The 25,392-nt window shown below is 71.6% G+C and carries 17 protein-coding genes; 6 read left to right on the top strand and 11 right to left on the bottom strand.

The window, feature by feature from the left end; all coding sequences use genetic code 11:
* Positions 1-55 precede the first annotated feature (55 nt).
* A complete protein-coding gene (locus tag FRAEUI1C_RS03410; protein WP_013421882.1) occupies positions 56-1,834 on the top strand; it encodes a hypothetical protein in 1,779 nt (592 codons plus the stop codon).
* Between the two features lie 130 nt (positions 1,835-1,964).
* Here the strand turns inward: FRAEUI1C_RS03410 and FRAEUI1C_RS03405 are convergent, their stop codons facing one another.
* The 3 genes from FRAEUI1C_RS03405 to FRAEUI1C_RS03395 form a co-directional block, all read right to left on the bottom strand.
* Positions 1,965-2,630 carry a hypothetical protein gene (locus tag FRAEUI1C_RS03405; RefSeq protein ID WP_013421881.1) on the bottom strand — a complete coding sequence of 222 codons (666 nt, stop codon included), beginning with the start codon at positions 2,628-2,630 and terminating at the stop codon, positions 1,965-1,967.
* Between the two features lie 292 nt (positions 2,631-2,922).
* Positions 2,923-3,687, bottom strand: a complete 765-nt coding sequence (locus FRAEUI1C_RS03400) for a class II aldolase/adducin family protein (RefSeq protein ID WP_157734797.1) — start codon at positions 3,685-3,687, stop codon at positions 2,923-2,925.
* A gap of 195 nt (positions 3,688-3,882) precedes the next feature.
* Positions 3,883-4,437 (bottom strand): Uma2 family endonuclease, encoded by a 555-nt coding sequence (locus FRAEUI1C_RS03395; protein WP_013421879.1) that lies wholly within the window; start codon positions 4,435-4,437, stop codon positions 3,883-3,885.
* A 277-nt stretch (positions 4,438-4,714) separates the two neighbouring features.
* On the opposite strand from FRAEUI1C_RS03395, the gene FRAEUI1C_RS39295 reads away from it, so the two are divergent.
* On the top strand, positions 4,715-7,030 hold the full coding sequence (locus tag FRAEUI1C_RS39295; protein ID WP_013421878.1) for a WD40 repeat domain-containing serine/threonine protein kinase: 2,316 nt from the start codon (positions 4,715-4,717) through the stop codon (positions 7,028-7,030).
* A gap of 127 nt (positions 7,031-7,157) precedes the next feature.
* Here FRAEUI1C_RS39295 and msrA read toward each other — a convergent pair whose 3' ends face one another.
* The 4 genes from msrA to trhA all read right to left on the bottom strand — a co-directional run bounded on the left by msrA (position 7,158) and on the right by trhA (position 12,557).
* Positions 7,158-7,817, bottom strand: coding sequence for a peptide-methionine (S)-S-oxide reductase MsrA (msrA, locus tag FRAEUI1C_RS03370; protein WP_013421877.1), 660 nt, complete (start codon positions 7,815-7,817; stop codon positions 7,158-7,160).
* Positions 7,818-7,952: 135 nt separating this feature from the next.
* Positions 7,953-9,245 carry an RNA 5'-3' helicase PhoH2 gene (phoH2, locus tag FRAEUI1C_RS03365; RefSeq protein WP_013421876.1) on the bottom strand — a complete coding sequence of 431 codons (1,293 nt, stop codon included), beginning with the start codon at positions 9,243-9,245 and terminating at the stop codon, positions 7,953-7,955.
* 459 nt (positions 9,246-9,704) lie between these two features.
* The gene (locus FRAEUI1C_RS03360; RefSeq protein ID WP_013421875.1) at positions 9,705-11,765 is read right to left on the bottom strand and encodes a thioredoxin domain-containing protein; all 2,061 of its coding nucleotides are present in this window, start codon (positions 11,763-11,765) and stop codon (positions 9,705-9,707) included.
* A gap of 174 nt (positions 11,766-11,939) precedes the next feature.
* Complete coding sequence (trhA, locus tag FRAEUI1C_RS03355) at positions 11,940-12,557, bottom strand: PAQR family membrane homeostasis protein TrhA (protein WP_041258771.1); 618 nt, start codon at positions 12,555-12,557, stop codon at positions 11,940-11,942.
* A 485-nt stretch (positions 12,558-13,042) separates the two neighbouring features.
* Here trhA and FRAEUI1C_RS03350 point away from each other — a divergent pair, with 485 nt between their 5' ends.
* A complete protein-coding gene (locus FRAEUI1C_RS03350; protein WP_013421873.1) occupies positions 13,043-14,866 on the top strand; it encodes a phosphoenolpyruvate carboxykinase (GTP) in 1,824 nt (607 codons plus the stop codon).
* Between the two features lie 270 nt (positions 14,867-15,136).
* Entirely contained in the window at positions 15,137-15,604 is a 468-nt protein-coding gene (arfB, locus tag FRAEUI1C_RS03345; RefSeq protein WP_013421872.1) for an alternative ribosome rescue aminoacyl-tRNA hydrolase ArfB, read from the top strand.
* Between the two features lie 30 nt (positions 15,605-15,634).
* Here arfB and FRAEUI1C_RS03340 read toward each other — a convergent pair whose 3' ends face one another.
* The 4 genes from FRAEUI1C_RS03340 to mca all read right to left on the bottom strand — a co-directional run bounded on the left by FRAEUI1C_RS03340 (position 15,635) and on the right by mca (position 22,250).
* Entirely contained in the window at positions 15,635-17,041 is a 1,407-nt protein-coding gene (locus FRAEUI1C_RS03340) for a hypothetical protein (protein ID WP_157734796.1), read from the bottom strand.
* An 880-nt stretch (positions 17,042-17,921) separates the two neighbouring features.
* Positions 17,922-20,915 carry a leucine--tRNA ligase gene (locus tag FRAEUI1C_RS03335; RefSeq protein WP_013421870.1) on the bottom strand — a complete coding sequence of 998 codons (2,994 nt, stop codon included), beginning with the start codon at positions 20,913-20,915 and terminating at the stop codon, positions 17,922-17,924.
* A 104-nt stretch (positions 20,916-21,019) separates the two neighbouring features.
* The gene (locus FRAEUI1C_RS03330) at positions 21,020-21,304 is read right to left on the bottom strand and encodes a hypothetical protein (RefSeq protein ID WP_013421869.1); all 285 of its coding nucleotides are present in this window, start codon (positions 21,302-21,304) and stop codon (positions 21,020-21,022) included.
* Positions 21,305-21,389: 85 nt separating this feature from the next.
* Positions 21,390-22,250, bottom strand: a complete 861-nt coding sequence (gene mca, locus FRAEUI1C_RS03325) for a mycothiol conjugate amidase Mca (RefSeq protein WP_157735287.1) — start codon at positions 22,248-22,250, stop codon at positions 21,390-21,392.
* 792 nt (positions 22,251-23,042) lie between these two features.
* Here mca and greA point away from each other — a divergent pair.
* Positions 23,043-23,525 (top strand): transcription elongation factor GreA, encoded by a 483-nt coding sequence (gene greA, locus FRAEUI1C_RS03320; RefSeq protein ID WP_013421867.1) that lies wholly within the window; start codon positions 23,043-23,045, stop codon positions 23,523-23,525.
* Between the two features lie 357 nt (positions 23,526-23,882).
* Entirely contained in the window at positions 23,883-25,334 is a 1,452-nt protein-coding gene (locus FRAEUI1C_RS03315; RefSeq protein WP_013421866.1) for a magnesium chelatase ATPase subunit I, read from the top strand.
* Positions 25,335-25,392 lie beyond the last annotated feature (58 nt).

Raw genomic sequence — 25,392 nt, 5'->3', positions numbered from 1 at the left:
GCGCGCAGGCACGGAGCGCGGTGCGCACAGGCCACGGAGGCGGAAGGCGGAACGAGTGACCGGCACACCGGCGCAGACCTCCCAGCGGACCTCCCGGATCGGTGCGACCGATCTGGGCTTCGCCGCTCCAGGCGGACCTCCCGGCCGGAAGGCGAGCGGGACGGGCCGGTCGGCCCGCCGAGCCGGCACCACCTTCCGGCACCTCGGCGCCGGGCTGGCGGTCGGCGCGCTGGCGTTCACCGTCGCCGCCTGCGGCGGCCACAAGGCGAAGCCGACCGGGCCGGTCGGCCTCTCGGTCACCCGCGGCCAGCAGACGTCGGTGCCGTTCTCCTCGGCCGGCGGCGACGTCATCCTGACCATGAAGACCGCCTCGCCGGAGGCGTCCTGGGGGACGATGGGCAGCGAGTCCGCGGTCCTGTCGCTCTCCGTGGACAACAAGTACACGTCCGATGTGGTCATCGCGACGAAGTTCGCCGCCTCGCGCAGCATCGACCTGGGCGACCTGACGGCCGGCAGCCACACCCTGACCGTGAAGTTCGACGACGACCGCTCGCCCAGCGGCACCAAGACCGCGAACGTCACCGACCTGAAGTTCAGCACCCTCGCCGCGACCGACGCCGGCTACACCGCCTCGCAGTTCGCGCCGATCGTCTACGGACGCAGTGGCCAGGGGGCGACGGCCGACATCAACGGCCCGTTCCAGACCGCGGTCACCGACACGCCGATGGTCGCCTTCCACACCGAGACCCAGTCGACGACGCCCGGCGACACCATCTACCGGTACTCGGTCGTCTACTCGGACGAGGACGGCGCCACGTCCGTGCCGGAGATGCTGGCCCAGTGGGGCCGCAGCGCCGAGATCAACTGGGTCTACCAGGTCGAGGTCGACGCCTCCGGCAAGGCCGTCCCGGGCAGCGCCATGGTGCGTGGCCAGGACGGGTCGACCGTGCCGTACACGGGTGGCTTCGAGGGCACCCACCCGGTGATCCAGACGTGCGGCCTGACGAACGACGTGTGTGGCAAGACCGACGGCCAGATGCGCTACACGCTCTCCGTGGTCGACAACATCGACCCGGAGAACGAGGCCCCAGAGTCGATCATGGATAACAATCCGTGGACGTACTGGATGATGTCGCAGGAGCTGATCCGCGAGGGCAAGACCGCCGAGGACCCGCTGGACGACCCGTCCGCCAACCCGACCAAGTCCGCCGGCGACCCGCGGTCCTACCTCTACCTGGTGCTGCGCAAGTCCACCCAGGGCACGACGCCGAACACGGACAACGCCTGGGTCGGGGTGACCATCGGGATCAAGCTCGCCGGCAACCCGACGATCTACCGGTCGGACCTCGGGGTGGCCAAGTGGTCGCTGCGCCGCGACGAGCCTGCCGCGACCGCGATCGCGCTGCCGCCGGGCTCCGTCGCGGACGACATCGAGCAGATCCGGGCGATCCGGGTGGTCGGCGCGGGCCGTGACACCAAGGCGAAGGTGCAGATCGAGTCGATCGAGCGGGCGTTCTTCCTCGACGCCGACTACCTGCCGCAGGCGTCGTTCCTGTTCGCCCCGGTGCAGGGCACCCTGACAGCCGCGAATCCCGCGGTGACCCTGCTCGACCGCGCCAACGGCCCGATCATCCGGCCAAGCGGCTCCGCGACGCCGACCGACGGCACCGGCGCGACGCCCTCGCCCACCTCGACGTCGCTGCTGCCCGGGATCACGATCGGCCCGAGCCTGCACAACCCGTTCGGTGGGGCGACCACCGCGCCCGACGCCACCGTGGCGGCCACGGCGAAGGCTTCCAGCACCCCGAAGCCGGAGTCGACCCCGACGTCCTGAGTGGCCGGCCGCCTGGCAGCCCAGGCGGCCGGAACGGCCAGGCGGCCGGATGGCCGCCTGGCCGGCTCGCTCCCCCGCTGGCTTGGCTAGCCGGCGAGCCCGTGGGCCTGGCTAGCCGGCGGAGGCCTGGCTAGCCAGCGGGAGAGGCGGCGGCGATCCCGGTCGGGCCGGAGCCCGCCGCGACGGTCCCGGCCGCGTTGACCGGTGTCGCGGAGGCGGAGCCGACGGACGCCCAGGCGGTGTCCGCCGAGTCGAGCGCGGCGCTCGTGTTGGTCCGCAGCGTCTCGGGAGGCAGTTGCGTCCCGTCGAACAGCTGGGCGCACCACCGTGCCGCCTGCTGGTAGTCGGTCAGGCCCGTCGTCCAGGCCTGGCCCTCGTCCCCGTCCGGTACGTCACCCGCGTGTTGCGCGTCGACGGCCTTCGAGTCGAGCAGCACGCAGGCTGGCTGCAGCGCCATCCCGTCGAGGTCGGCGATCGCCTTGCGGACGGCCGCCTCCGCCGACGTGACGTCCCCGCGCGGGCCCGCGATCGCCGCGTACCAGCCGCTGAGATCCGGCGCCGGCGACGTCGCGCCGACGGCCGGCGGTGAGCCCGCGGCCTGGGGTGCTCCCGCGACGCCGGCGGCCAGCACCGGCCGCGGCGCGCCGGCCGGGCTCCCACCGCCGGTCGGGCCGAACACCCACACGACCGCGCCGACGACGACGACCCCGGCGCCGCCGAGGATCACCAACCCACGGCGCCGTTCGGAGCCGCTGAGCTCCTCCCAGGTCCGATATTCCTTGCGCCGACCCGCCACCCCGGCTCCCCTGGCTCCCTGTCGTGTTTCCTCTGTGTCGCGCCGGGGCCAGCCCCGGGGCGGCGGGCGCGATCAGATCATCGATCGCGCCGCCGCCGGCCCAGGGGGCCGCCACAAGGACAGACGCACAGCCTCGGGTTCACGTTGTCCTACACAGTGGTCCGCCGTCGCGGTCGCGGCCACGAGTTTTCCCACCGTTCCAGCGTTCGTGGGCTCCGGTGGTGTGACGTAGGGGAAGGGATGCCATCTGGCCACCTCACGGCCCTGGTGACGGGGTCGCGCGTGCGGCCGCTCAGTCGAGCAGGTCAGGCTCCCGGCGGACGATCCGGTCGTAGAGCGGCTGGAAGTTCAGCCAGCCGGTCAGGGGGTTGCCGTTGAGCTGGCAGGTCAGCTTGGCCTCGTCGTGCGGGATGTGGGTGACGGTTCCCGCGGCCTTCGCCAGCAGCTGCACCTGCGCCGACCGCTCCGCCGCGATGAACCAGTACGCAGCCGCGTCGACGCTGTCCGCGACGGTCAGCAGGCCGTGGTTGGCCAGGATGACAGCCTTGTAGCCGCCGAGGGCCGCGGCGATCCGCTTGCCCTCGTCGAGGTCGAGGACGACCCCGCCGAATCCGGGGAACAGGCCGTGGTCCTCGTAGAACGCGCAGGAGTCCTGGGTGATCGGCTCGATCAGCTGGCCGATCGTCGACAGCGCCCGCCCGTGGACGGCGTGGCTGTGCGCCGCCGTGATCACGTCGGGGCGGGCCTGGTGGACCTGCGAGTGGATCGCGAACGCCGTCGGGTTGACCGGGTACCGGCCCTCGACGGTCTCGCCGTTCGAGTTGACCAGGATCAGGTCGCTGACCCGGATGTGCGAGAACGGGATGCCGAAGGGGTTGACCCAGAAGTGGTCGGTCAGCTCGGGGTCGCGGGCCGTGATGTGCCCGGCGACCCCCTCCTCGTAGCCGAACCAGCCGAAGATGCGGAACGCCGCCGCGAGCCGCTCCTTGCGGTGCTGGCGCTCCTCCTCGACGGTCTCGAAACTCGGCGGGAGACGGAAGATCAGGTTGTCAGCCATGCCATTAGCGCACCACATCGCCGGGACGATCAGAGAACCGGCTGGTGGGAACACCCGTCGCCTTCGCGACATCCCCCCGAAGGACAGGTGCGGACAGCCCCGGATGACCTGCCGCGGCCGTGACCGACGCCCTGGTCCAGGAGCCCCATGAGGGTTCCAGCCCGGCCCGCGAGCGAGCGTGCGTCGTCAAGGAGCTCAGACCTGGGTGAGATCGACCTTCACGGCGAACGGCGCCGTCACCGCGACGACCCCGGCGTGGATCTCGCCATCCCGATACGTCCTGGTCGCCGGGTCGAGGACGTGGGTGTAGACCAGCGGGACACCGCCGACAGGCTGTTCTACGCGCCAGTAGTACGCGATCCCGGCTCGGGCGTACTCCTGGACCTTGACGAGCCGGTCGGTGGTCTCGGAGCCCGGAGAAACGATCTCCACCACCAGCAGGATGTGCTCAGGACGAGCCGGCATGATGTCGATCGTGCTCGCCCGGTACACGATGACGTCCGGACGGCGGTTGATCAACGGCAGGTCCTGGAGCCGGACGTCGAAATCCAGATCCGCGAACCAGTCCGGAGCACCAGCCGCCTCCAGGGCGATCGCCACCGTCTTGGCCAGCCGGTTGTGCCGCCTGGACGCGCTGGGGACCACGACGACCATCCCGTCCACGACCTCGATGCCCGCGCACTGCTCCTCGGACCACGAGTCGTACTGCTCGGCCGTGATCTGCTCGTGCATCCAGGCCGGAGCGATCATCTCCGCGGTGATGACGCACCTCCCAGAGCGCGCGAAACCAGCTTGATCCTTCACGGCAAGCGTAGCCAGCGTCTCACGACTTTCGCCGCCAAGCCACGACGAGGAACCGGCACATTCTCCCTCGGCTGGCGGGAGTGGCCTCGCCGGAGCCGGGCGGGGGAAGGGGCGGCCGGGCGAGCCGGCCAGTTGCGCGATCGGTGCGATATAACCCGGCTCGGGAGGTTTACTCCCTTCGGCGGATCGAGTCGGGCGTGGTCTTCCGCACCGGGGGGTTGGCATGGTCGAGGTGCCGGCGGGAGTCGCGCCGCTCGACGAGTTCGACCCGGTTCGGCTTGGCCCCTATGCCCTGCTGGGCCGACTGGGCCATGGCGGTATGGGCAGCGTCTACCTGGGGCGTCGGGATGGCGCCGCGGACGGCACCCGCGACGCTCCACTGGTCGCGATCAAGGTGATCCGGGGAGATCTGGCGGGTATCCCTGAGTTCCGGGCCCGGTTCGAGCATGAGGCGCGAGCCGCCCAGCGGGTGCACGACGCCTACACCGCGGCCGTTGTCGACGTCGATACGGCCGGCAGCAGGCCCTACCTGGTCACCCAGTACATCCAGGGCCCGACGCTCACCGCCCGGGTCAGGGAGTACGGGCCCGTGTCCCCGACCGACCTGGTCTGGCTCGCCAGGGCCGTCGCCGAGGCGCTGCGCGCGATCCACGCGGCCGGAGTCATCCACCGCGACCTCAAGCCCTCGAACATCATGCTCTCGCCGTTCGGCGCCCGGGTGATCGACTTCGGGATCGCCCGCGCACTCGACGCGACCACCATGGCGACGCAGGGCGCGATCGGCACGCCTGCCTTCATGGCGCCCGAGCAGGTCCTCAACGGGGACATCACCCCGGCCACCGACATCCACGCCTGGGCCGCGATCCTGCTGTTCGCCGCCACCGGCCGCGTCCCTTTCGACGGCGGCACCATTCACACGATCATGCGGCAGATCGTCGACGAGACCCCCGACCCGGGGCCCCTTCCCGATTCTCTGCGCCACCTCGCCGCCCGCGCCCTGGCGAAGGACCCCGCTGACCGGCCCACCGCGGACCAGCTCGTCGACGCCCTGTCCGGCGCCGGGCCGGCGCCCGCACCGACGCTCGGGCCCATCCCCGGTGCCCAGGCGACCGAGACCGCCGGAAAGGCAACCCCCGAACGCGACGACCCGGGCACCCGGCCGTCGGCAGCCCCGGCAGCCCCGGCAGCCCCGGCAGCCCCGGCAGCCCCGGCAGCCCCGGCAGCCCCGGCAGCCCCGGCAGCCCCGGCAGCCCCGGCAGCCCCGGCAGCCCCGGCCGATCGTCCACTACCGGCCGACAGCGCGTCCTCGCCGCCGCCTGTAGACGGTCCACCTCCCGTTCGGGCCGCCCCGTCGCTCACCGCGACCGCGATGACCCAGGTCCGTCCTGACCTGTGGCCACCGAGGCCAGCCGGACCTGTGACGACGGCAGGACCGGTGGGCTCGTCCCCAGGGGTGCCCTGGTGGCGCCGCCGCTGGCGCGGCCTTGCCGCCGCGGCCGCTGCCGTCGTCGTCGCGGTCACCGTCCCCACCGCTGTCGTGCTCGCCGGTGGCGACTCCGGGCACGACCTCGCCGAAGCCACGCCACTCGGTGCGCCCCTCGTCCGGCCGATGGACCCGGTGACCTCGATGGATGTCACCCCCGACAGCCGCACGCTTGCCGCCAGCAGCGGAGATTTTGTCTACCTGTGGAACATCACCGATCCGGCCCACCCCGCCGAGGTCATCCCTGTCCTCACCGGCTCCACCGACAGGGTGTCGTCGGTGGCGATGTCTCACGACGGCCGGACTCTCGCGGCGGGCAGCCGCGACGGGTCGGTGCGCCTGTGGAATCTCACCAACCCCGCCCAGCCCACGCCCCTCGGCCAGCTCCTGACCGACACCACCGAGCCGGTGACCTCCGTGGTCCTCTCCCCCAACGGCCGCACCCTCGTCGCCGGCAGCGACGACGGCACGGTCCACGTCTGGGACATCACCGATCCGGCGCATGCCACCGCCGTCACCACTCTCACCGGCCCCAGCAACACGGTGACCTCGGTGGCGATCTCCCCGAACGGCCGGATCCTCGCGGCTGGAAGTGTCGGCGGCACCGTCCACCTGTGGTCCATCACCGACCCCGACCACCCCGCGCTCCTCGGCAACCCGCTCAGCGTCCCGGTCGGCGGTGTGACCTCGGTGGTGATCTCCCCCGACAGCCATACGCTCGCCGCCGGAGGCGACGACAGCGAGGTCCACCTGTGGAACGTCACCGACCCCGCCCACCCCGCACCTCTCGGTCAGCTCGTCGCGGGGCTCGACGAGGGCGTCACCGCGGTGGCGATCTCCCGCGACGGCCGCACGCTCGCCGCGGGCAGCCGCGACGGCACAGTCCATCTCTGGAACGTCGCCGACCCCGCGCACCCCACGTCCCTGCGCCAGCCGTCGACCAACCCCACCGACCAGGTGACCTCGGTGACGATCTCCGCTGACAGCCACACCCTCGCCGTGGCCAACGCCGGCCCCAACCTGGACCAGAGCATCCAGCTCTGGCAGCTGAGCTGACGCCGGAACTCCACGGTCCAACCGTCGCGGCCCGTGCCCTGCCCAAAAGGCTCTGGGGTGTCCGCGGTCGCCGTGACGACCGCGGACACCCCAGATCTTCGTTCGGGTCAGGCTCTGGTGCCGGGGCTCAGCCCTCGGCCGCCGCGAGGCCGACCGGGCAGCTGACGCCGGTGCCGCCGAGGCCGCAGTAGCCGTTCGGGACCTTGTGCAGGTACTGCTGGTGGTAGTCCTCGGCGTAGTAGAACGGCCCGGCCGGCGCGATCTCGGTGGTGATCTCGCCATGGCCCGCCGCCGTCAGCCGCTGCTGGTAGGCGTCGCGGCCGCGGGCGGCCGCGGCGGCCTGCTCGTCGGAGTAGGTGTAGATCGCCGAGCGGTACTGGCTGCCGACGTCGTTGCCCTGGCGCATCCCCTGGGTCGGGTCGTGGGACTCCCAGAAGACCGACAGCAGCTTGTCGTAGGAGACCTGGGCCGGGTCGTAGACGACCTGGACGGCCTCGGTGTGCCCGGTCTGGCCGGAACAGGTCTCCTCATAGGTCGGGTTCGGCGAGAAGCCGCCGGCGTAACCGACGGCCGTGGAGTAGACGCCCGGGGTCTCCCAGAACTTGCGCTCCGCGCCCCAGAAACAGCCGAGGCCGAACACGGCGACCGCCAGGCCCTCGGGGAATGGGCCCTCGAGCGGGGTGCCGAGCACCGCGTGCCGCTCAGGTACGCCGTAGAGCCGCCGCTCGTGCCCGGGCAGCGCCTGCTCGGGCGAGACCATGGTCGCCGCGCGCCGTCCGAACAGCATGTGAACCACCTCCGGTAACAGGCCCGCCCTCGGCCAGAAGGCCGGAAGGCCAGGGCGAGATTCACCCCGCACAACAGCGCGAAGGGGTGGTCCGTTCCCCAGGAACGAACCACCCCTCGCGTAGGTGCCGCCGGCCTACAGGACGAGGTCCTCCAGCATCGTCGTCACGAGAGCCGCGATCGGGGAACGCTCGGACCGGGTGAGCGTGATGTGCGCGAACAGCGGGTGGCCCTTGAGGGTCTCGATCACCGACGCGACGCCGTCATGCCGGCCGACCCGCAGGTTGTCCCGCTGGGCCACGTCGTGGGTGAGCACGACCCGCGACCCGGCGCCCAACCGGGACAGCACGGTCAGCAGCACGCCGCGCTCCAACGACTGTGCCTCGTCGACGATCACGAAGGAGTCGTGCAGCGAACGGCCGCGGATGTGCGTCAGCGGCAGGACCTCGAGCATGCCGCGCTCGACGACGTGGTCGATCACGTCCTCGGAGACGAGGGCGCCCAGGGTGTCGTAGACAGCCTGGGCCCAGGGCGCCATCTTCTCGTTCTCGCTGCCGGGCAGGTACCCGAGATCCTGGCCGCCGACGGCGTAGAGCGGCCGGAAGACCACGACCTTGCGGTGCGCCCGGCGCTCCATCACCGCCTCCAGGCCCGCGCACAACGCCAGCGCCGACTTGCCGGTGCCGGCGCGCCCGCCGAGCGAGACGATCCCGATCTCCGGGTCGGCCAGCAGGTCGAGGGCGACCCGCTGCTCGGCGCTGCGGCCGTGCAGCCCGAACGCCTCCCGGTCGCCGCGCACCAGCCGGACCGTCTTGTCGGCGCAGATCCGGCCGAGCGCCGAGGCGCTGCCGCCGGACGACGTCAGCACCAGGCCCGTGTGACAGGGCAGGTCGGCCGCCTCCGTCAGCATGAGGTGCTCACCCGCGTACAGCCGGTCGAGCTCCTCCTGGCCCACGCTGAGCTCGGCCATGCCGCCCCAGCCGGTGTCCACGGGCTGCAGCGCCCGGTACTCCTCGGCCTGCAGGCCGAGGACGGAGGCCTTCACCCGTAGCGGCATGTCCTTGCTGACCAGCACCACGTCGTCGCCCTCAGCCGCCAGGTTGAGCGCGACCGACAGGATCCGGGAGTCGTTGTCGCCAACCCGGAACCCCGGGGGCAGCACCGTCGGGTCGGTGTGGTTGAGTTCTACCCGCAGCGTTCCGCCGCCCTCGAGGGGCAGTGGGTGATCGAGACGCCCGTGCCGGATGCGCAGGTCGTCCAGGATGCGCAGGGCCTCCCGGGCGAACCAGCCCAGCTCGGGGTGGTTCCTCTTTGCCTCCAGCTCCCCTATTACGACCAGGGGGAGCACGACGTTGTGCTCCGCGAATCGCAGCAGCGCGCGAGGGTCAGACAGCAGCACGCTTGTGTCGACGACATGCGTTCGTGGCACACGCCCACCCGCTTACTCGGAGTTGTCCGGGATACGGCCCCACAGGGGCCGGGTCCCGGCCTCCTGGCGTTGTCGCGAAAGCGGCACCGAGGGGCCTCCCCAGCGGTCCAGCCCTACGCCGGACCACGATTTGAGACGTCGAGGCATCACGGTAGCCGCAGGTAGGTGGGTTGGCGACCCACTTCGCCGAACACGTGGCGAACGTACGTCAACGCCTTCTGTGACCGGGATAGGCACCGGGCCCCCGTCAGGCCCGCTTCGGACCCAGATCGTCACGGTACGCAGCCGTAGTGAACGTGCCGGTCGCGAGGCCGGCCGCCAGTCGAGCGAGGGCCTCGCGCAATCGTCACCGTGAGTTCGGCCACCCGACGATCACCCAGAGATCATGATCCGATCACAGGGTGACCATCGAGCGCACTTCCGGGCCCGGTCCCGATCGCGACCGGGCGGGGCACACCATCACGCCGAGTGATCAGAACCCGCGGCTAGCTTGACACCCAGCAAACGGCGGACCTCATCCTCGGTGCGGGCCGGCCGCTCGCAGACGAAGTGCTGGCAGACGTAGACGCCGGGCTCGGGCCGGTGGTCGGTGAGCGGTCCGGCCGTCACCACGACCGCGCCCGGAGCCGTACCCAGCCGGGCGAGCCGCTCCAGATCGGGCCGGCCGACGACCGCGACCTCCGCGGGTCCGGCGAGCAGCGCCTCGGCGACGGCCCCGGCGTAGCCGGCGAAGGACGCGTCGCGGGCCAGCAGCGCGGCGAGCAGGCCGACCGTGGCCTCCGCGTCCTCGCGGTGGTCGGCCGAGCCGGTCAGCGCCGCGTACGTCAGCAGCGCGCCGGCGAACGCCGACTGGCCGGACGGCGTCGGCGAGTCGGAGATCTCCCGGGGCCGGCGCAGCAGCGTCTCCGCGTCGTCGGCGGTGTCGTAGAAACCCCCGTCGGGGGCGCGGAACCGGGCCCGCGCGACGTCGAGCAGCTCCCGGGCCAGCTCCAGCCAGGCCAGCTCGCCGGTCACCTGGTAGAGGGCCAGCAGGCCCTCGGCGACGTTGCCGTAGTCGTCGAGCACGCCCGCGTTCGGGCCGACCTTGCCGTGCCGGCTGGTCCGGCGCAGCCGGCCGTCGACCAGGTGCACGTCGCGCAGCAGGCTGGCGGCCCGCTCGGCCGCCTCGATCCAGGCCGGCACCTCGAACAGCGCGCCCGCCTCGGCGAGGGCCGCGATCGCCAGGCCGTTCCAGCTGGCGACGACCTTGTCATCGCGGGCCGGCTGGGGCCGCAGCGCGCGGGCGGCGGCGAGCTCGTCGCGGACCCGGGCGAGCCGTGCCGGGTCGGCGGGGTCCGCGGGCAGCTGGAGCACCGACGAGCCGTGCTCGAACGTGCCCTCCGGGGTCACCGCGAACAGCTCGGCCGCCCAGGCCGCGTCGTCCGGCGCGAGGACCGCGGCCAGCTGCGCCGGGGTCCACACGTAGCTGGCGCCCTCGACGGGGTGACTCCCGTGCTCGTCTCCGGGGCCGCTCTCGGCGCCGCCGGGGCCATCCGGGGCGGCGGGCGGTACCGCGTCGGCGTCGAGGGCCGAGGCGAAGCCGCCCTCGGCGGTGCGCAGGTCCGCCAGCAGGAACTCGGCCGTCTCGCGCACCACCCGGGCCGCGAGCCCGCTGCCGGTCGCCCGCCACAGGTGCAGGTAGACGCGCAGCAGCTGGGCGTTGTCGTAGAGCATCTTCTCGAAGTGCGGAACGGTCCACGTCGCGTCGACGCTGTAGCGGGCGAAGCCGCCGGCCAGCTGGTCGTAGATGCCGCCGCGGGCCATCCGCTCGCAGGTGAGCGCGACCAGGTCCAGGGCCCGGGCGTCGCCGGAGCGCGCGTGGTGGCGAAGCAGCAGCTCGGCGACCATCGACGGCGGGAACTTCGGCGCCGCGCCGAAGCCGCCGTTGCGCGGGTCGAACCGGCCGGCGAGCTGGTCGACGGCACGGTCGAGCAGGTCGGCGTCGAGCCGGGTGCCCGCCCGCCCGCCGACCGGCGACTCGGCGGCCTCGGCGAGCTTGCGGGCGATGTCCGCGCCGGAGGACTCGATCTCGTCCCTGCGGGTGACCCAGGCCTCCGAGAGGGCCTGGAGCACCTGGCTGAAGGCCGGCATGCCCGGACGGCCCTGGGGCGGGAAGTAGGTCCCGGCGAAGAACGGCTCGCCGGCCGGGGTCAGGAAGACCGTCATGGGCCAGCCACCGTGCCCGGTGAGCGCGACGGTGACGTCCATGTAGACGGCGTCGACGTCCGGGCGCTCCTCGCGGTCGACCTTGATGTTGACGAAATGCTCGTTCATGAAGGCCGCGGTGGCCTCGTCCTCGAACGACTCGTGCGCCATGACGTGGCACCAGTGGCAGGACGCGTAGCCGACCGACAGCAGCACCGGGACGCCGCGGCGGGCCGCCTCGTCGAACGCCGCCGGCTCCCACGGCCACCAGTCGACGGGGTTGTCCGCGTGCTGGAGCAGGTACGGGGACGTCTGGTCGGCAAGCCTGTTCGCCACGGAAAACTCCTTCTCGGGTCACGGAGCCGGTCCGCGTTCTCTGACGCTATGGGGTTCTTTGACGCTATGGGGCGCCTGAACCCTCCCGGGCAGCGGTGTCCCACGGCTGACGCCACCCGGGATCCGCGCGAGCGCCCCGCCCCGGCGCCGGGGCGGGGCCCTACCGGGCGGTCGTCACCGGTAGACGGCCAGCATGAGCGCGATGTAGTGGCAGCAGGCGGCCACGAGCGTGAAGGCGTGGAACACCTCGTGGTAGCCGAAGATCTTGGGCGCCGGGTCGGGCCGGCGCATGGCGTAGACGATCGCGCCGACGCTGTAGCAGACACCACCGGCGAGCAGCAGCGTCAGCGTCGCGACCCCGGCGGTGTGCGCGACCTCGGGGAAGACGAACACCCCCACCCAGCCGAGCGCGATGTAGAGCGGCACGGTCAGGTAGCGCGGCGAGTGCAGCCACAGCATCCGCAGCAGCACACCGAGGGTCGCCCCGGACCACACCACGATCAGGATCGGCTGGGCGATGTGGCGCGGCATCGCCAGCAACGCGAAGGGCGTGTAGGTACCCGCGATGAAAACGAAGATCATCGAATGGTCGAGGCGCTTCATCAGCGCCCGCGCCCGGGTGGTGGACCACAGGGTCCGGTGGTAGAGGGCGCTAGTCCCGAAGAGCGCCGCAATACTGATCGCGTAAACCCCGACGGCGAGCCGGGCCCCCAAGGTCGTCGGCAGCGCTACGGCCACCACGCCAAGTGCCACGCTTACCGGAAAAGCTCCGGCATGTAGCCATCCCCGCATGCGCGGTCGCACCAGGTCACGTGGGTGGGCCCGGATGTCGGCTGTGTTGCCATCAGGGCGGTTGTCGCCAGAGACCGGTTGCGGACCGGCGGCGGTCGGTTGCGTCGCTCCGTGAGTGACCACGTCAGAACGATAACCGCGCGGGCCTCCGGAGCGTCGCACGCCCCGGCGTGCCAGCGGGTCCGAACGATCCCGATGCGTGATGGAACCAACGTTTCCGCCCCGCTGTACCGCGCGACTGCGCACGGAAAGAGCGGTACAGTCTAATGATCCTGAACGCGGCCTCGAACGTACCCCTTGTACGGGCGGACACAGTACTGGTGGACACGGTACTGGCGGACACTGCACCGGCGGTCAGCGCCGGCTCACCGGTGGATTGTCACCACCCGTACAGGGGGGCGTTCGGGTGCGCAAGCTACACGCAAGCTGCACCTGTATACCGAGGCGAGAACGCGGCAGGTTCGACGCGACCGGAGGTGTGAGCTGTGACGACCGCGGCACAGATTCCCGGGCTGGATGCCGCCCCGACCAAGCACGCCAGGCTGCTCGCCTGGGTGCGCGAGATCGCCGAACTCACTCAGCCGGACAAGGTGGAGTGGTGCGATGGCTCCACCGAAGAATTCGATCGGCTCACCAATCTTCTCATCGAGCGCGGGACGTTGGTGAAACTGAACGAGGAAAAACGTCCCAACAGCTTCCTCGCACTCTCCGACCCGAGCGATGTCGCCCGAGTGGAGGACCGCACCTACATCTGCTCCGCCAAGCGTGAAGACGCCGGCCCGACAAACAACTGGGTCGAGCCGGCAGAAATGCGCGGAACGCTCAACGGCCTGTTCAGCGGATGTATGCGCGGGCGGACGATGTACGTCGTTCCGTTCTGCATGGGTCCGCTCGGTTCGCGTATCTCGGCGCTCGGCGTCGAAATCACCGACTCGCCGTACGTCGCGATCTCGATGCGGACGATGACCCGGATGGGCGCCCCGGCGCTGGAGCAGCTCGGCGAGGACGGCTTCTTCGTGCCGGCGGTGCACTCGCTGGGTGCCCCGCTGGAGCCGGGCCAGGACGACGTGGCGTGGCCCTGCAACGACACGAAGTACATCGTCCACTACCCGGAGACTCGGGAGATCTGGTCGTTCGGCTCGGGCTACGGCGGCAACGCCCTGCTCGGCAAGAAGTGCTACGCGCTGCGGATCGCGTCGGTCATGGCCCGGGACGAGGGCTGGCTCGCGGAGCACATGCTGATCCTCAAGCTGACCTCCCCGGAGGGCGCGGTCCACTACATTGCGGCCGCGTTCCCGTCGGCCTGCGGCAAGACCAACCTCGCCATGCTGATCCCGACCATCCCCGGGTGGAAGGCCGAGACGGTCGGCGACGACATCTGCTGGATGCGCTTCGGCGAGGACGGCCGGCTGTACGCCGTCAACCCGGAGGCGGGCTTCTTCGGCGTCGCGCCTGGTACTGGGGCTGACACCAACCCGAACGCGGTCGAGACCCTGTACGGGAACGCCATCTACACGAACGTCGCGATGACGGACGACGGCGACATCTGGTGGGAAGGCCTCACGAAGGACAAGCCGGCCCACCTGACCGACTGGAAGGGCGCCTCCTGGACGCCCGACTCGCCGACGCCGGCCGCCCACCCGAACGCCCGGTTCACCGTTCCCGCCGGCCAGTGCCCGACGATCGCGGCCGAGTGGGAGGACCCGCGCGGCGTGCCGATCTCGGCGATCCTCTTCGGTGGCCGCCGGGCCACCGCGGTGCCGCTGGTCACCGAGGCGCCCGACTGGCAGCGCGGGGTCTTCTACGGCTCCATCGTCTCCTCGGAGACGACGGCGGCCCAGGCCGGCGCGATCGGCCAGCTGCGGCGCGACCCGTTCGCCATGCTGCCGTTCTGCGGCTACAACATGGCGGACTACATGGGTCACTGGCTGGCCACCGGCCAGAAGGCCGACGCCTCGAAGCTCCCGCGGATCTACTACGTCAACTGGTTCCGCAAGAGCCCCGAGGGCAAGTTCCTGTGGCCGGGGTACGGCGAGAACAGCCGCGTCCTCGCCTGGATCGTCGGCCGGCTCGAGGGTGAGGCGGACGGCGTCGAGTCGCCGCTGGGCGTGCACCCGACCCTCGAGGCGTTCGACACCGACGGCCTGGACATCGACGAGGCGGACCTCACCACCCTGCTGACCCTCGACACGGAGGTCTGGAAGCAGGAGGCCGACCTGATTCCACAGCACTACCAGACCTTCGGCGACCATCTCCCGGCGGAGCTCTGGTCCGAGCACCAGGCCCTCGTCGAGCGCCTGAACGGCTAGCCCACCCGCGTCACCACCCCTGACGCACGCACGACGATCGCCCCCGCCGGCCCAGCCGACGGGGGCGATCGCCGTCGCGGGGCCAGCTAGTGCCGTGTCCGGCCAGGTCCGTCCTCGCCCCGGGGCCAGCAAGATCGCCGTTTTCGCCCTCGCATGGCTGTAACCGCCTCCTTTTGCGACCATGCGAGGGCCGAAACGACGATCAAGCCAGCCGGCTGTCGGGCGATCTATCCGGTTTCGGTCGCGGGGCGTCGATGGCACCATGAACCTGTGCCCGACGAACTGAGCCCGCGGCCGACCCGGGAGACGGCCTCCCGGGAGATCCGGTCGGGCTTCGTGCTGCCCGACGGTGAGCTGCGGTGGCGCTTCTCCCGTTCGTCGGGCCCAGGCGGGCAGGGCGTCAACACCGCGGACAGCCGGGTCGAGCTTCGTTTCGACCTGGCCCGGTCGCCCGCTGTCCCCGAGCACCTGCGGGCCCGGGCGCTCGCCCGGCTCGATGGCCGCCTGGTGGACGGGGTTCTCGTCGTCACCGCGTCCGAGCAGCGGGCCCAGCTACGCAACCGGGAGGCGGCGCTCGGTCGCCTCGTCGACTTGCTGCGCGAGGCGACGGCCCCGCCACCCCGCAGCCGACGCCCGACGAAGCCGTCCAAAGGCTCGGTCGAGCGCCGGCTAGCCGCCAAACGCCAGCGCTCGGACACCAAACGCACCCGCCGCGCCGGCAACGCCGACTCCGACTGACCGCGCGCCGGGGCCCTCCATCGCCCGCGCTCAGGCCGGCGTCGGAGTGGCCGAAAGGACGCCCCCCGCGCAGGTCGGGTCCGCCTCGGTGGCGTCGCCGGCAATCAGCCCGCGACCGAACTCGTACTCGTCGAGGCAGAAGCCCCCGCCACCCGGGCTCGAGACGTACGGGCCGCTGGCCCCGTCGGCGACGTCCTGCGGGTGGTAGAAGGTGAAGTTCTGGACGAACTGGCGGACGACGACGCGCACGTCGGTGCCTCGCCGCAGCTCATAGACGACGGCGAGGTTCGTCTTCACCTGAAGGGTCTCGTACCCCTCGTAGGGTTCCGCGTCAAAGGTGATCGTGGACGCGATGGGGATTTTCGGATCGGCGAGCGATACGCCGGGCGCCAGGATCGTGAACATCGTCGAGTTCCCCCTGCCGGTCGGGATGCTCGCGATCCAGTCCCGAATGTCCTTGGCCGAATCCGGCGGGAGGAGCTGGTAGTAGTCGGCCGGATCCCCCGCCAGCGTTCGGTCGTCCAGTAGAGCCGCCACCAGCAGTTGCTTGGACAGGTCCAGGTCGCGTCCCACCTCCGCGGCGCCGAACCCGCCGGCTGGCGCCGCTGCCGGCAGAACGATCCCGTCCTCGCCGGGGCCGTATTTCGACAGGTCCAGGCGCTGGAACGGGTCGGCCTGCCCGGGCGCGGGGGTCGGCGCGCCCGTGGGCCCGACCGGGGTCGCCGTCGGCTCGCCAGCGGCCGTCGGGCTGCCGGGGCTGGCGTCCGGGCCCTTGATGATGATCCACAGCAATCCCAGGAGCATGAAGCCGACGACCGTGTAGATCAGGACGTTCGCCGTCGACAGACCGGCAAGCACGAGCCTTCGCGGGGTCTTGGCCGCCAGCGGTGCCGGTCGCGCGGGTCTGGCCGCCGCGGGGAAGGGCGTCCGGCCGCCAGCGGGTGGCGCTGGCACCTGTGCCGGGACCTGGCCGGACGCGGTCGGCCAGGGGCCGGCAGCGCTGGCCGACGTGACCCCGGGCGCGGTTCCAGCAACGGGCTGCACATCGGCGACGGCCGCGACACCGGTGCCGGCCTCGGGCGTGAGGGCGGCCCAGGCCGGGGTCGGGGCGGTGGCCGCGGCCGCGGGCGCCGAGCCCGGTGGAACCGCCTCGTGGGGCGCGGGCGCCGCGCCGGGTTTCGTCAGTCTGGTCCGGTCGTTCCCCTGGGGCGGGCCGGGGTCGGGAGTCGCCCAGCGCGCCACCAGATCCGCCGCGGTCGGCGGCCCGGCGGTCGGCGGGTCGGCCGCTGCCGGCAGGCCGGGTGCAGCGGGCGGGCTGGGTGCCGGCCAGGCCGGGAGCGTCGGCGGCGCCGAGAGCGGGGCCGGCGGTTCCGGCTCGGCCACGGCATCGGCGGCTGAGGTCTGGGGTGTTGGCTGTGCGTTCGGCTCGGCGCTCACTCGGCATCTTTCGACTCGTGGGGAGCGCAATTATGGGGTACCCGGACGATCAGGCGCATCCCGGGCCGAACCGGACGCGACATCTCCCTGAGCACGTGCCTCGTCCTGAGCACGTGCCTCACCCTGAGCATGTGCCTCGGCCTCGCCGATGATCAGTCGGCGCGGCTTGTCCAGGACGACCACACGAACTCCAACGCCGCTAACGCGTCCGGCGGCCCACCTCCTCGGCCCGCCCCCGTGCTCCGAGGCCGCTCGCGGGTCCCTGCTCGGGATGGAGTGCCGATTTCCATACCCAGACGCTGATCTTCTCGGCCGATCGAGCCACTGGCGCGGCTTGATCGCTAACCACGTATCGAAAAAGGGCGCAAATCGGTCATCAAACGACGATCCGCATACCAGGTTGGCGATCATGCGCCCTGACCGGGCTCGACGCCAGGCTTGATCGCCAACCTGGTATGGAAATCGGCCGGGTGACGGCCTCGGTTGACCAGCGCAGCAAGCCCGACCTCATGCCCACGTCCAGCAGCCATCCACTCCCGGCCCACACGGGTACAAATTCCCCTGCACAACCAGTGATCAAGATGGCCTCGCGCCCCAGCACGACGCATTGATCACTCGTTGCGCAGGCAAAACGGCGCTGGGTACACCAATTTGTCCGCCTTTATCCTGCGCAGTTAGCGATCAAGGCGCAGCAGCTTGCCCAGTCAGCCGGATGATCGGCGTCTGCGCAGGGCAAGTCGTCGCCTCGGAGTAGGCCGGACCGGGCCTCGAAATCCGAGGGACCGGATGGGAGGGCGCCCGACGGCGACGGCGACGCCAACGCCGATCGTCGGCACCGGCGATCGGCCAGAGGCGTGAAGCGCCGTCTCTGGCCGACGCCTCAGGCGATGGCGATGTTGATGATGCGGCCGGGGACGACGATCAGGCGCTTCACCGTCTTGCCGTCGGTGTGCTTCGCGTAGTCCTCATGGGCCGTCAGGGCCGCCTTGACCTCGTCCTCGCCGGCTCCGACGGGGACGGACAGGGTGAAGCGGACCTTGCCGTTGACCTGGACCGGCAGCGTCACCGTCGACTCGGCGGCCAGCGCCTCGTCGCCGACCGGGAACGGCTCGCGGACGAGCGAGCCGTCGTGACCCAGCCGCGTCCACAGCTCCTCGGTGATGTGCGGGGCCAGCGGGGCCAGCATCAGCACCATCGCCTCGGCCAGCGCCCGCGGCGGCCGCTTCGCCTCGGACGAGTGGTGCTTGCTGACGAAGTTGGTCAGCTCGATCAGCCTGGCCACCGCGGTGTTGAACCGCATCCCCGCGTAGTCGGCCCGCACCGCCAGGATCGTGCGGTGCAGCGTGCGGGTCGCCTCGTCGTCCAGGTCCGCGTCGGCGACTCGGGGCTGGCCGGTCTCCTCGTCGATCAGGTTGCGCCACAGCCGCTGCAGGAACCGGTGCGGGCCGACGATGTCGTCGGTGCGCCAGGGACGGTCGGCGTCCAGCGGGCCCATCGCCATCTCGTAGACGCGCAGTGTGTCGGCGCCGTAGGCGTCGTACATCTCGTCTGGCGTCACACTGTTCTTCAGGCTCTTGCCCATCTTCCCGGAACGGCGGGAGACCGGCTCACCCTCGTAGCGCAGCGTCCCGTCCGCCTCGGTGGTGACCTCGACGGCCGGGACGTACATGCCCCGGGCGTCCAGGAAGGCGTCGGCCTGGATGTAGCCCTGGTTGAACAGCCGCTTGAACGGCTCCCTGGTCGACACCAGGCCCAGGTCGTACAGAACCTTGTGCCAGAACCGGGCGTACAGCAGGTGCAGCACGGCGTGCTCGACGCCGCCGACGTACAGGTCGACGCCGCCGTCGCCGTCCGGCCCGTCGACGGACGGCATCCAGTACCGCTCGATCTCGGGGTCGACGAACCGCTCGGCGTTCGTCGGGTCCAGGTAGCGCAGGTAGTACCAGCAGGAGCCGGCCCACTGGGGCATCGTGTTCGTCTCGCGCCGGTACTGCCTGGGGCCGTCGCCCAGGTCCAGGGTCACCGTGGTCCAGTCGGACGCGCGGGCCAGCGGCGGCACCGGGTCGGAGGTGTCGTCCTCCGCCATCGGGGTCGGGCGGAAGTCCGTCATCTCGGGCAGCTGGACGGGCAGCACGTCGTCGGGCACGGCGATCGGCAGGCCGGTCTCGTCGTACACGATCGGGAACGGCTCACCCCAGTAGCGCTGCCGGGAGAACAGCCAGTCGCGCAGCCGGTAGGAACGGGCCGCCCTGCCGGTGCCGGCCGCCTCCAGCCAGGAGACGGTGGCCTTCACGGCGTCGGTCTTCGACAGGCCGGTCAGCACCGGGGCTCCGGGCGGAGCGGGCAGGTACTCGCCCTCGCCGGAGAAGGCCACCGGCCAGACGTCGACCGAGTCGTTCGACGACAGCCCGTGCTCGGCCAGGAAGTCGTCGTTCGGGGCCAGCACGGGCGGGGTCGGCAGGCCGAACTCGCGGGCGAAGGAGAAGTCACGCTGGTCGTGCGCGGGGACGGCCATCACGGCGCCGGTGCCGTAGCCCAGCAGCACATAGTCGGCCAGGAAGATCGGGATGGCCTTGCCGGTGACCGGGTTGCGGGCGTACGCACCGGTGAAGACGCCGGTGCGGTCGACCTCCTCGCCGCGCTGGCGGTCGCTGCGGGTGCCGGCGAACTCCTGGTAGGCGGCGACGGCGGCGGCCGGGGTCCAGTCGGCGTCGGAGGTGCCGGCAGGGCGTCCTTCGTTGAAGGTCCACTCCGCCGGGGTGCCCGTGGGCCACTCCGACGCGGTCAGCGCGTCGACCAGCGGGTGCTCGGGCGCCAGCACCATGAACGTCGCGCCTGGCAGCGTGTCCGGCCGGGTCGTGTAGACGTCCAGGGCCAGCGCGGGTCTGGGCGGCCCGTCGGGATCACCCGTGAAGGCCGCGAACGTGACGTGCGCGCCGTCGGAGGGGCCGATCCAGTTGCGCTGCATCTGCTTGATCGAGTCGGGCCAGTCGACCAGGTCCAGGTCGGCCATCAGCCGCTCGGCGTAGGCGGTGATCCGCAGGGTCCACTGGCGCAGCGGGCGGCGGAACACCGGGTAGTTGCCGATGTCGCTGCGGCCGTCGGCGGTGACCTCCTCGTTGGCCAGCACGGTGCCCAGGCCGGGGCACCAGTTGACCAGGCCTTCGGCCAGGTAGGCGAGCCGGTGGCCGTCGACGGCCTTCCGGCGCTCGGTCGCGTCCAGCTCGGACCACGGCAGCGTCCCGGCGGGCGTCCGGGTGCCCGCCTCGAACTCGGCGACCAGCTCGGCGATCGGGCGAGCCCGGTCCAGGTTCTCGTCGTACCAGCTGTCGAAGATCTTCTTGAAGATCCACTGGGTCCACCGGTAGTACGTGACGTCGGTGGTGGCGATCTCGCGCCGCGTGTCGTGGCCCAGGCCCAGCCGGCCCAGCTGGCGTCGCATGTTCGCGATGTTGGCCTCGGTGGTCACCCGCGGGTGCTGGCCGGTGTTGATCGCGTACTGCTCGGCCGGCAGCCCGAAGGCGTCATAACCGAAGCTGTGCAGCACGTGCCTGCCGGTCATCCGCAGATAACGCGCGTAGACGTCGGTACCGATGTAGCCCAGCGGATGTCCGACGTGCAGGCCCGCGCCGCTCGGGTACGGGAACATGTCCAGGACGAAGAAGGGGTCCAGGCCCTTGACCTCGTCGAACCCGTCGGACAGCGGGCCGATCGGGTTCGGGGAGGCGAACGTGCCGTGCTCCCGCCACCAGCTCTGCCAACGGCTCTCGATCTCGCCGGCCAGCCTCGGGCCGTAGCGGAACGGCAGCTCGGTCTCCGCTGGGGAGGGTGTCGTCGCGCCCTCGGCCGCGCCGCTCTGGGCCTTGTCGGTCATCGTTGTCGCATCCACTCGGCTGGTCCGTCGTCGAGATCGTCTCTCTCCGAGGGTACCGGTGCGACCGAATATCGAGCCGTGCGCCGCGACCGGTGGACAGGCCGTCAGGCGTCCGGAGGCGCGCCCGTCGACTGGGCCGGGATGGTGGCGGTCTGGGCCTGGCTGACCTCGGCCGGCTCGTCCTCGCCCGACTTCGCGGCACGGCGGCGCGCGTCGGCCGCCGCGAAGTCGCCGTCCTCGACGTGGCCGCGCATCCGCTTAAGGCTGCCGGACATGAAGTAGAAGATGAAGCCAGACGCGATGCAGAGCAGCACGACGACGAACAGCCCGGCGGTGCCAGCGCTGATCTCGTTGGCCGCCAGTACGGGCCCCGCAAACACCTCGTTCACGGCTCGACCCTACGCCACGACCGACCGCGGGCGGACTCAGGCAATTCCACCTCGGGCGGCACGGCGCGACCTGGCGAGGCGGCCGTCAGCGGATCCCGGCGAAGAGGTCGTTCTCGGGGAGAGTCCCGACCTCGATGAGGGAGCGAGCAAGCTGGTAGTCCTCCGTCGGCCAGGCCTCGCGCTGCAGGTCGAGCGGGACGCGGAACCACGGGCCCTCGGGATCGACCTGGGTCGCGTGCGCCAGCAGCGCTCGGTCGCGCACCTCGAAGAAGGCCCCGCACTCGACCTGGGTCGTCAGCCGGTTGCTGTCCTCGGCCCGGTCGATCCAGGTCTCCAGCCGCTCGGCGTACGGGGACTCGAGCCCCTGCGCCTTCATCGCGTCGTGCAGCGCCAGGATGCGCGCCTTGTGGAAGGTCAGGTGGTAGTAGAGCTTCAGCGGCTGCCAGGGCTCCAGGCCCGCGTCGACGCCATGCTCAGGGAAGCGCTCCGGATCACTGGCGGCCTCGAACGCCACCGCGCTGATCTTGTGGGTCATGATGTGGTCCGGGTGCGGGTAGCCGCCGTTCTCGTCGTAGGTCGTGATGACCTGTGGACGGAACTCGCGGATCAGCCGGACCAGCGGGCCGGCCGCGGCCTCGGGGTCGAGCGTGCCGAACGATCCCTCCGGCAGCGGCGGCAGCGGGTCACCTTCGGGCAGCCCCGAGTCGAGGAAGCCCAGCCAGGTCTGCCGGACACCGAGGATCGCGCGGGCGCGTTCCATCTCCTCCCGGCGGACCTCGGTGATCCGGTCGCGGATCTCCGGTTTGTCCATCGCCGGGTTGAGGATGCTGCCCGCTTCGCCCCCGGTGCAGGTGACGACGAGGACCTCGGCGCCCTCGGTGACGTAGCGCGCCATGCTGGCGGCGCCCTTGCTGGACTCGTCGTCGGGGTGGGCGTGCACGGCCATCAGCCGCAGGCCGTGGCCCGGCGCGTGCGGCGAGGCGGCCAGGCCCCCGCCCGTCGCGGGACCGGCGACGGACTCGCCGTCGGCGGACAGGTCGCCACGGGCCGACACGCTGTGCTGGTCCGGCAAGTCGTCATAGGAGGGAGCTGCCCCCGGGTTCACCGGCATGAAATCCATTGTGGCTGATCCCTAGGACAGTCCGACGCCACGCGAGGGCGGCCCGGCCCCGACGCCGCCGCATGTGGCGGACGTCATGCCACCTCGGGCAGGCTTCTGCCTGGCGAGTCGGCCGCGCCACGCCGGACCGGCGTGGCGAGTCGGCCCGCGGCGATGTGGCCGAGTTCACGGTCCATGTGGAAAAGTCACCGAACGCCGTGGCACAATGCACCGTCCGCGCACGCGTCCCTGGACAGTGAGGTCCGGGCGGGGTCGTGAGGTCGGTCGGCGCGCCTGGAAGGCCAGCCGACGGGCCGGGAGGTCCCAGCCGACAGGGTCACGGTGCGGTGCACCGGCGACGCCGCCACCCTGCCACACAGGGCAGGCGCCGCATGACCGTCAGTGTCACCACCCCCGCACCTGGGGAGGGGACCGACGGGGTCCCTGCCGGGTCGGAGACGGGGTCATCGATCCGGGAGGTTCGCGGCGCGACTGCGGTCGGCGCGGCTTTCCGACGACCACCGACAAGGGCGGCGACGGAAGGGCCCGCGCGTCAGCCGTGGGCACCGCGTGTCGTCTTCGAGATTCTAGATCGTCCTGATAACCTGACTATTTGCTTTGCTACGAGGAGCGTGACGCGTGACCCAGCAGACCTGGCTCACCCAGGAGGCTTACGACCGGCTTCGCTCCGAGCTCGACTACCTGACGACCACCGGCCGCACCGAGCTGGCCAACAAGATCGAGGCCGCTCGGGAGGAGGGTGACCTCAAGGAGAACGGTGGCTACCACGCCGCCAAGGAGGAGCAGGGCAAGCAGGAGGCGCGCATCCGCCAGCTGAACGACCTGCTCCGCGACGCCAAGGTCGGCGAGGCCGCGGCCAGCACCGGCGTGGCCGGGCCTGGCACGGTCGTCGAGGTCCGCTTCCAGGGTGACAAAGAGACCGAGAAGTTCCTGATCGGCTCACGCGAGGACCACAGCGCGCCGATCGACGTCTTCTCCCCCGCGTCCCCGCTCGGCGGTGCCGTCACCGGCCACAAGGCCGGCGACAAGGTCACCTACACCCTGCCGAACGGCCGCAACGCCTCGGTGGAGATCGTCTCGGTGGCTCCGTACGTCCTGTAGTTCCGCACGACCAGTCCCGTACGTCCGGTAGCGCCCGCGCGCGCCGAGGACCCGGCGGCCCGCCCGCCGGTCGCGGTCCTCGGCCCCCGCCGAAACGGGCGGAACGGGCAGCTGTTGCCGCACATGTCGTGGTGGTTTCCCAATTTGGATGGTGACGTCCCGCTGTTGGTGTGTGCTGGGGTTTAGGGCTGCGGGGCCGGTCGTGTGGGTGGGCAAGTCGGGGCGACTTTGCGAACCACGCCGGCCTGGGCGCAGGCGGGCGGTAGCGTCGTAGGGGTGGTAGATCTGCCGGTCCCGCCCCGTCCAACCCCGACGCCGGCAACCCCGACGCCGGCATCCCCGTCGCAGGCCAGCGCGGTGCCGAAGGCCTTCGCGCCGGCGGCCGGCGACCCGGCCGGGCGACAGCCAGCCGCGACCACGCTGCGCGAGCTGCGCGCCACCGGCCACGTGCACCGCTCGGTTCGCACGGAGCTGCGCGACAACCTGCTGGCCCGCATGGCGGCCGGCGAGAACCGGTTCCCGGGGATCGTCGGCTTCGACGACACCGTGCTGCCGCAGGTCGAACGCGCGCTGCTGGCCGGGCACGACATCGTCTTCCTTGGCGAACGCGGCCAGGGCAAGACCCGACTGATCCGGACCCTCGTCGGCCTGCTGGACGAGTGGTCGCCCGCGGTCGCCGGGTGCGAGATCAACGACCACCCGTACGCACCGGTCTGCGGCCGATGCCGGGCGCTGCTCGCCGAACTCGGCGAGGACCTGCCCGTCGCCTGGCGGCACCGCGACGAACGGTTCGGCGAGAAGCTCGCGACGCCGGACACGTCCGTCGGCGACCTGATCGGCGACGTCGACCCGGTGAAGGTCGCCGAGGGCCGCACTCTGGGCGACCCGGAGACCGTGCATTACGGCCTGGTCCCCCGCTGCAACCGTGGCGTCTTCAGCGTCAACGAGCTTCCCGACCTGGCCGAGCGGATCCAGGTGGCACTGCTCAACGTGCTGGAGGAACGGGACATCCAGGTCCGCGGCTACCTGCTGCGGCTGCCGCTGGACCTGCTGCTCGTCGCGTCGGCGAACCCGGAGGACTACACCAACCGGGGCCGGATCATCACCCCGCTCAAGGACCGGTTCGGCGCCGAGGTGCGCACCCACTACCCGCTTCGCCTCGACGACGAGCTCCGGCTGATCAAGCAGGAGGCCGTGCTGGCCTGGGCGGGTTCGCCGCTGGGCTCGCCCGTCCTGCCCGACCACCTGGTCGAGATCGTCGCGCGGTTCACCCGGCTGGTCCGCGACGCGCCCCAGGTCGACCAGCGTTCGGGCGTGTCGGCCCGGCTCGCGGTCGCGGCGGCCGAGACGGTGGCCGCCTCAGCGGTCCGCCGGGCGGCGCTGACCGGCGAGGACGTGCCGACGGCCCGCGTCGTCGACCTGGCCTCGATCGTCCCGGCGGTGCGCGGCAAGGTCGAGTTCGAGGCGCTGGAGGAGGGCCGGGAGGACGAGATCCTCACCCACCTGCTGCGCCGCGCCATCGCCGAGACGTACCGGGCCCGGCTGGCCGGCACCGACCTCGCCGGCCTGCAGAAGCGGTTCGACGGCGAAGGGCCGGTGGAGACCGGGGATCTGGTGACCGCGGCGGAGCTGCTGCGCCGGGTCGGCCCGGTTCCTGGCCTGGCCGGAATGCTCACCAAGCTCGGGGTGGACGGCGCGGAGTCGCCGGGCCTGGCGGCCGCGGCGCTGGAGCTGGCGATGGAGGGCCTGCACCTCAACCGCCGGCTCGCCAAGGAAGAACTGCCAGGCAGGACCGTCTACGGCGGCTAGGCCCGGGTCCGGCCGCGTCTACCAGGCCCGCGTCTGGCCCAATCGACACAGAGGCACG

Source organism: Pseudofrankia inefficax, from assembly GCF_000166135.1.
Taxonomy (GTDB): domain Bacteria; phylum Actinomycetota; class Actinomycetes; order Frankiales; family Frankiaceae; genus Pseudofrankia; species Pseudofrankia inefficax.
This window is presented reverse-complemented; position numbering and strand designations above follow the sequence as displayed.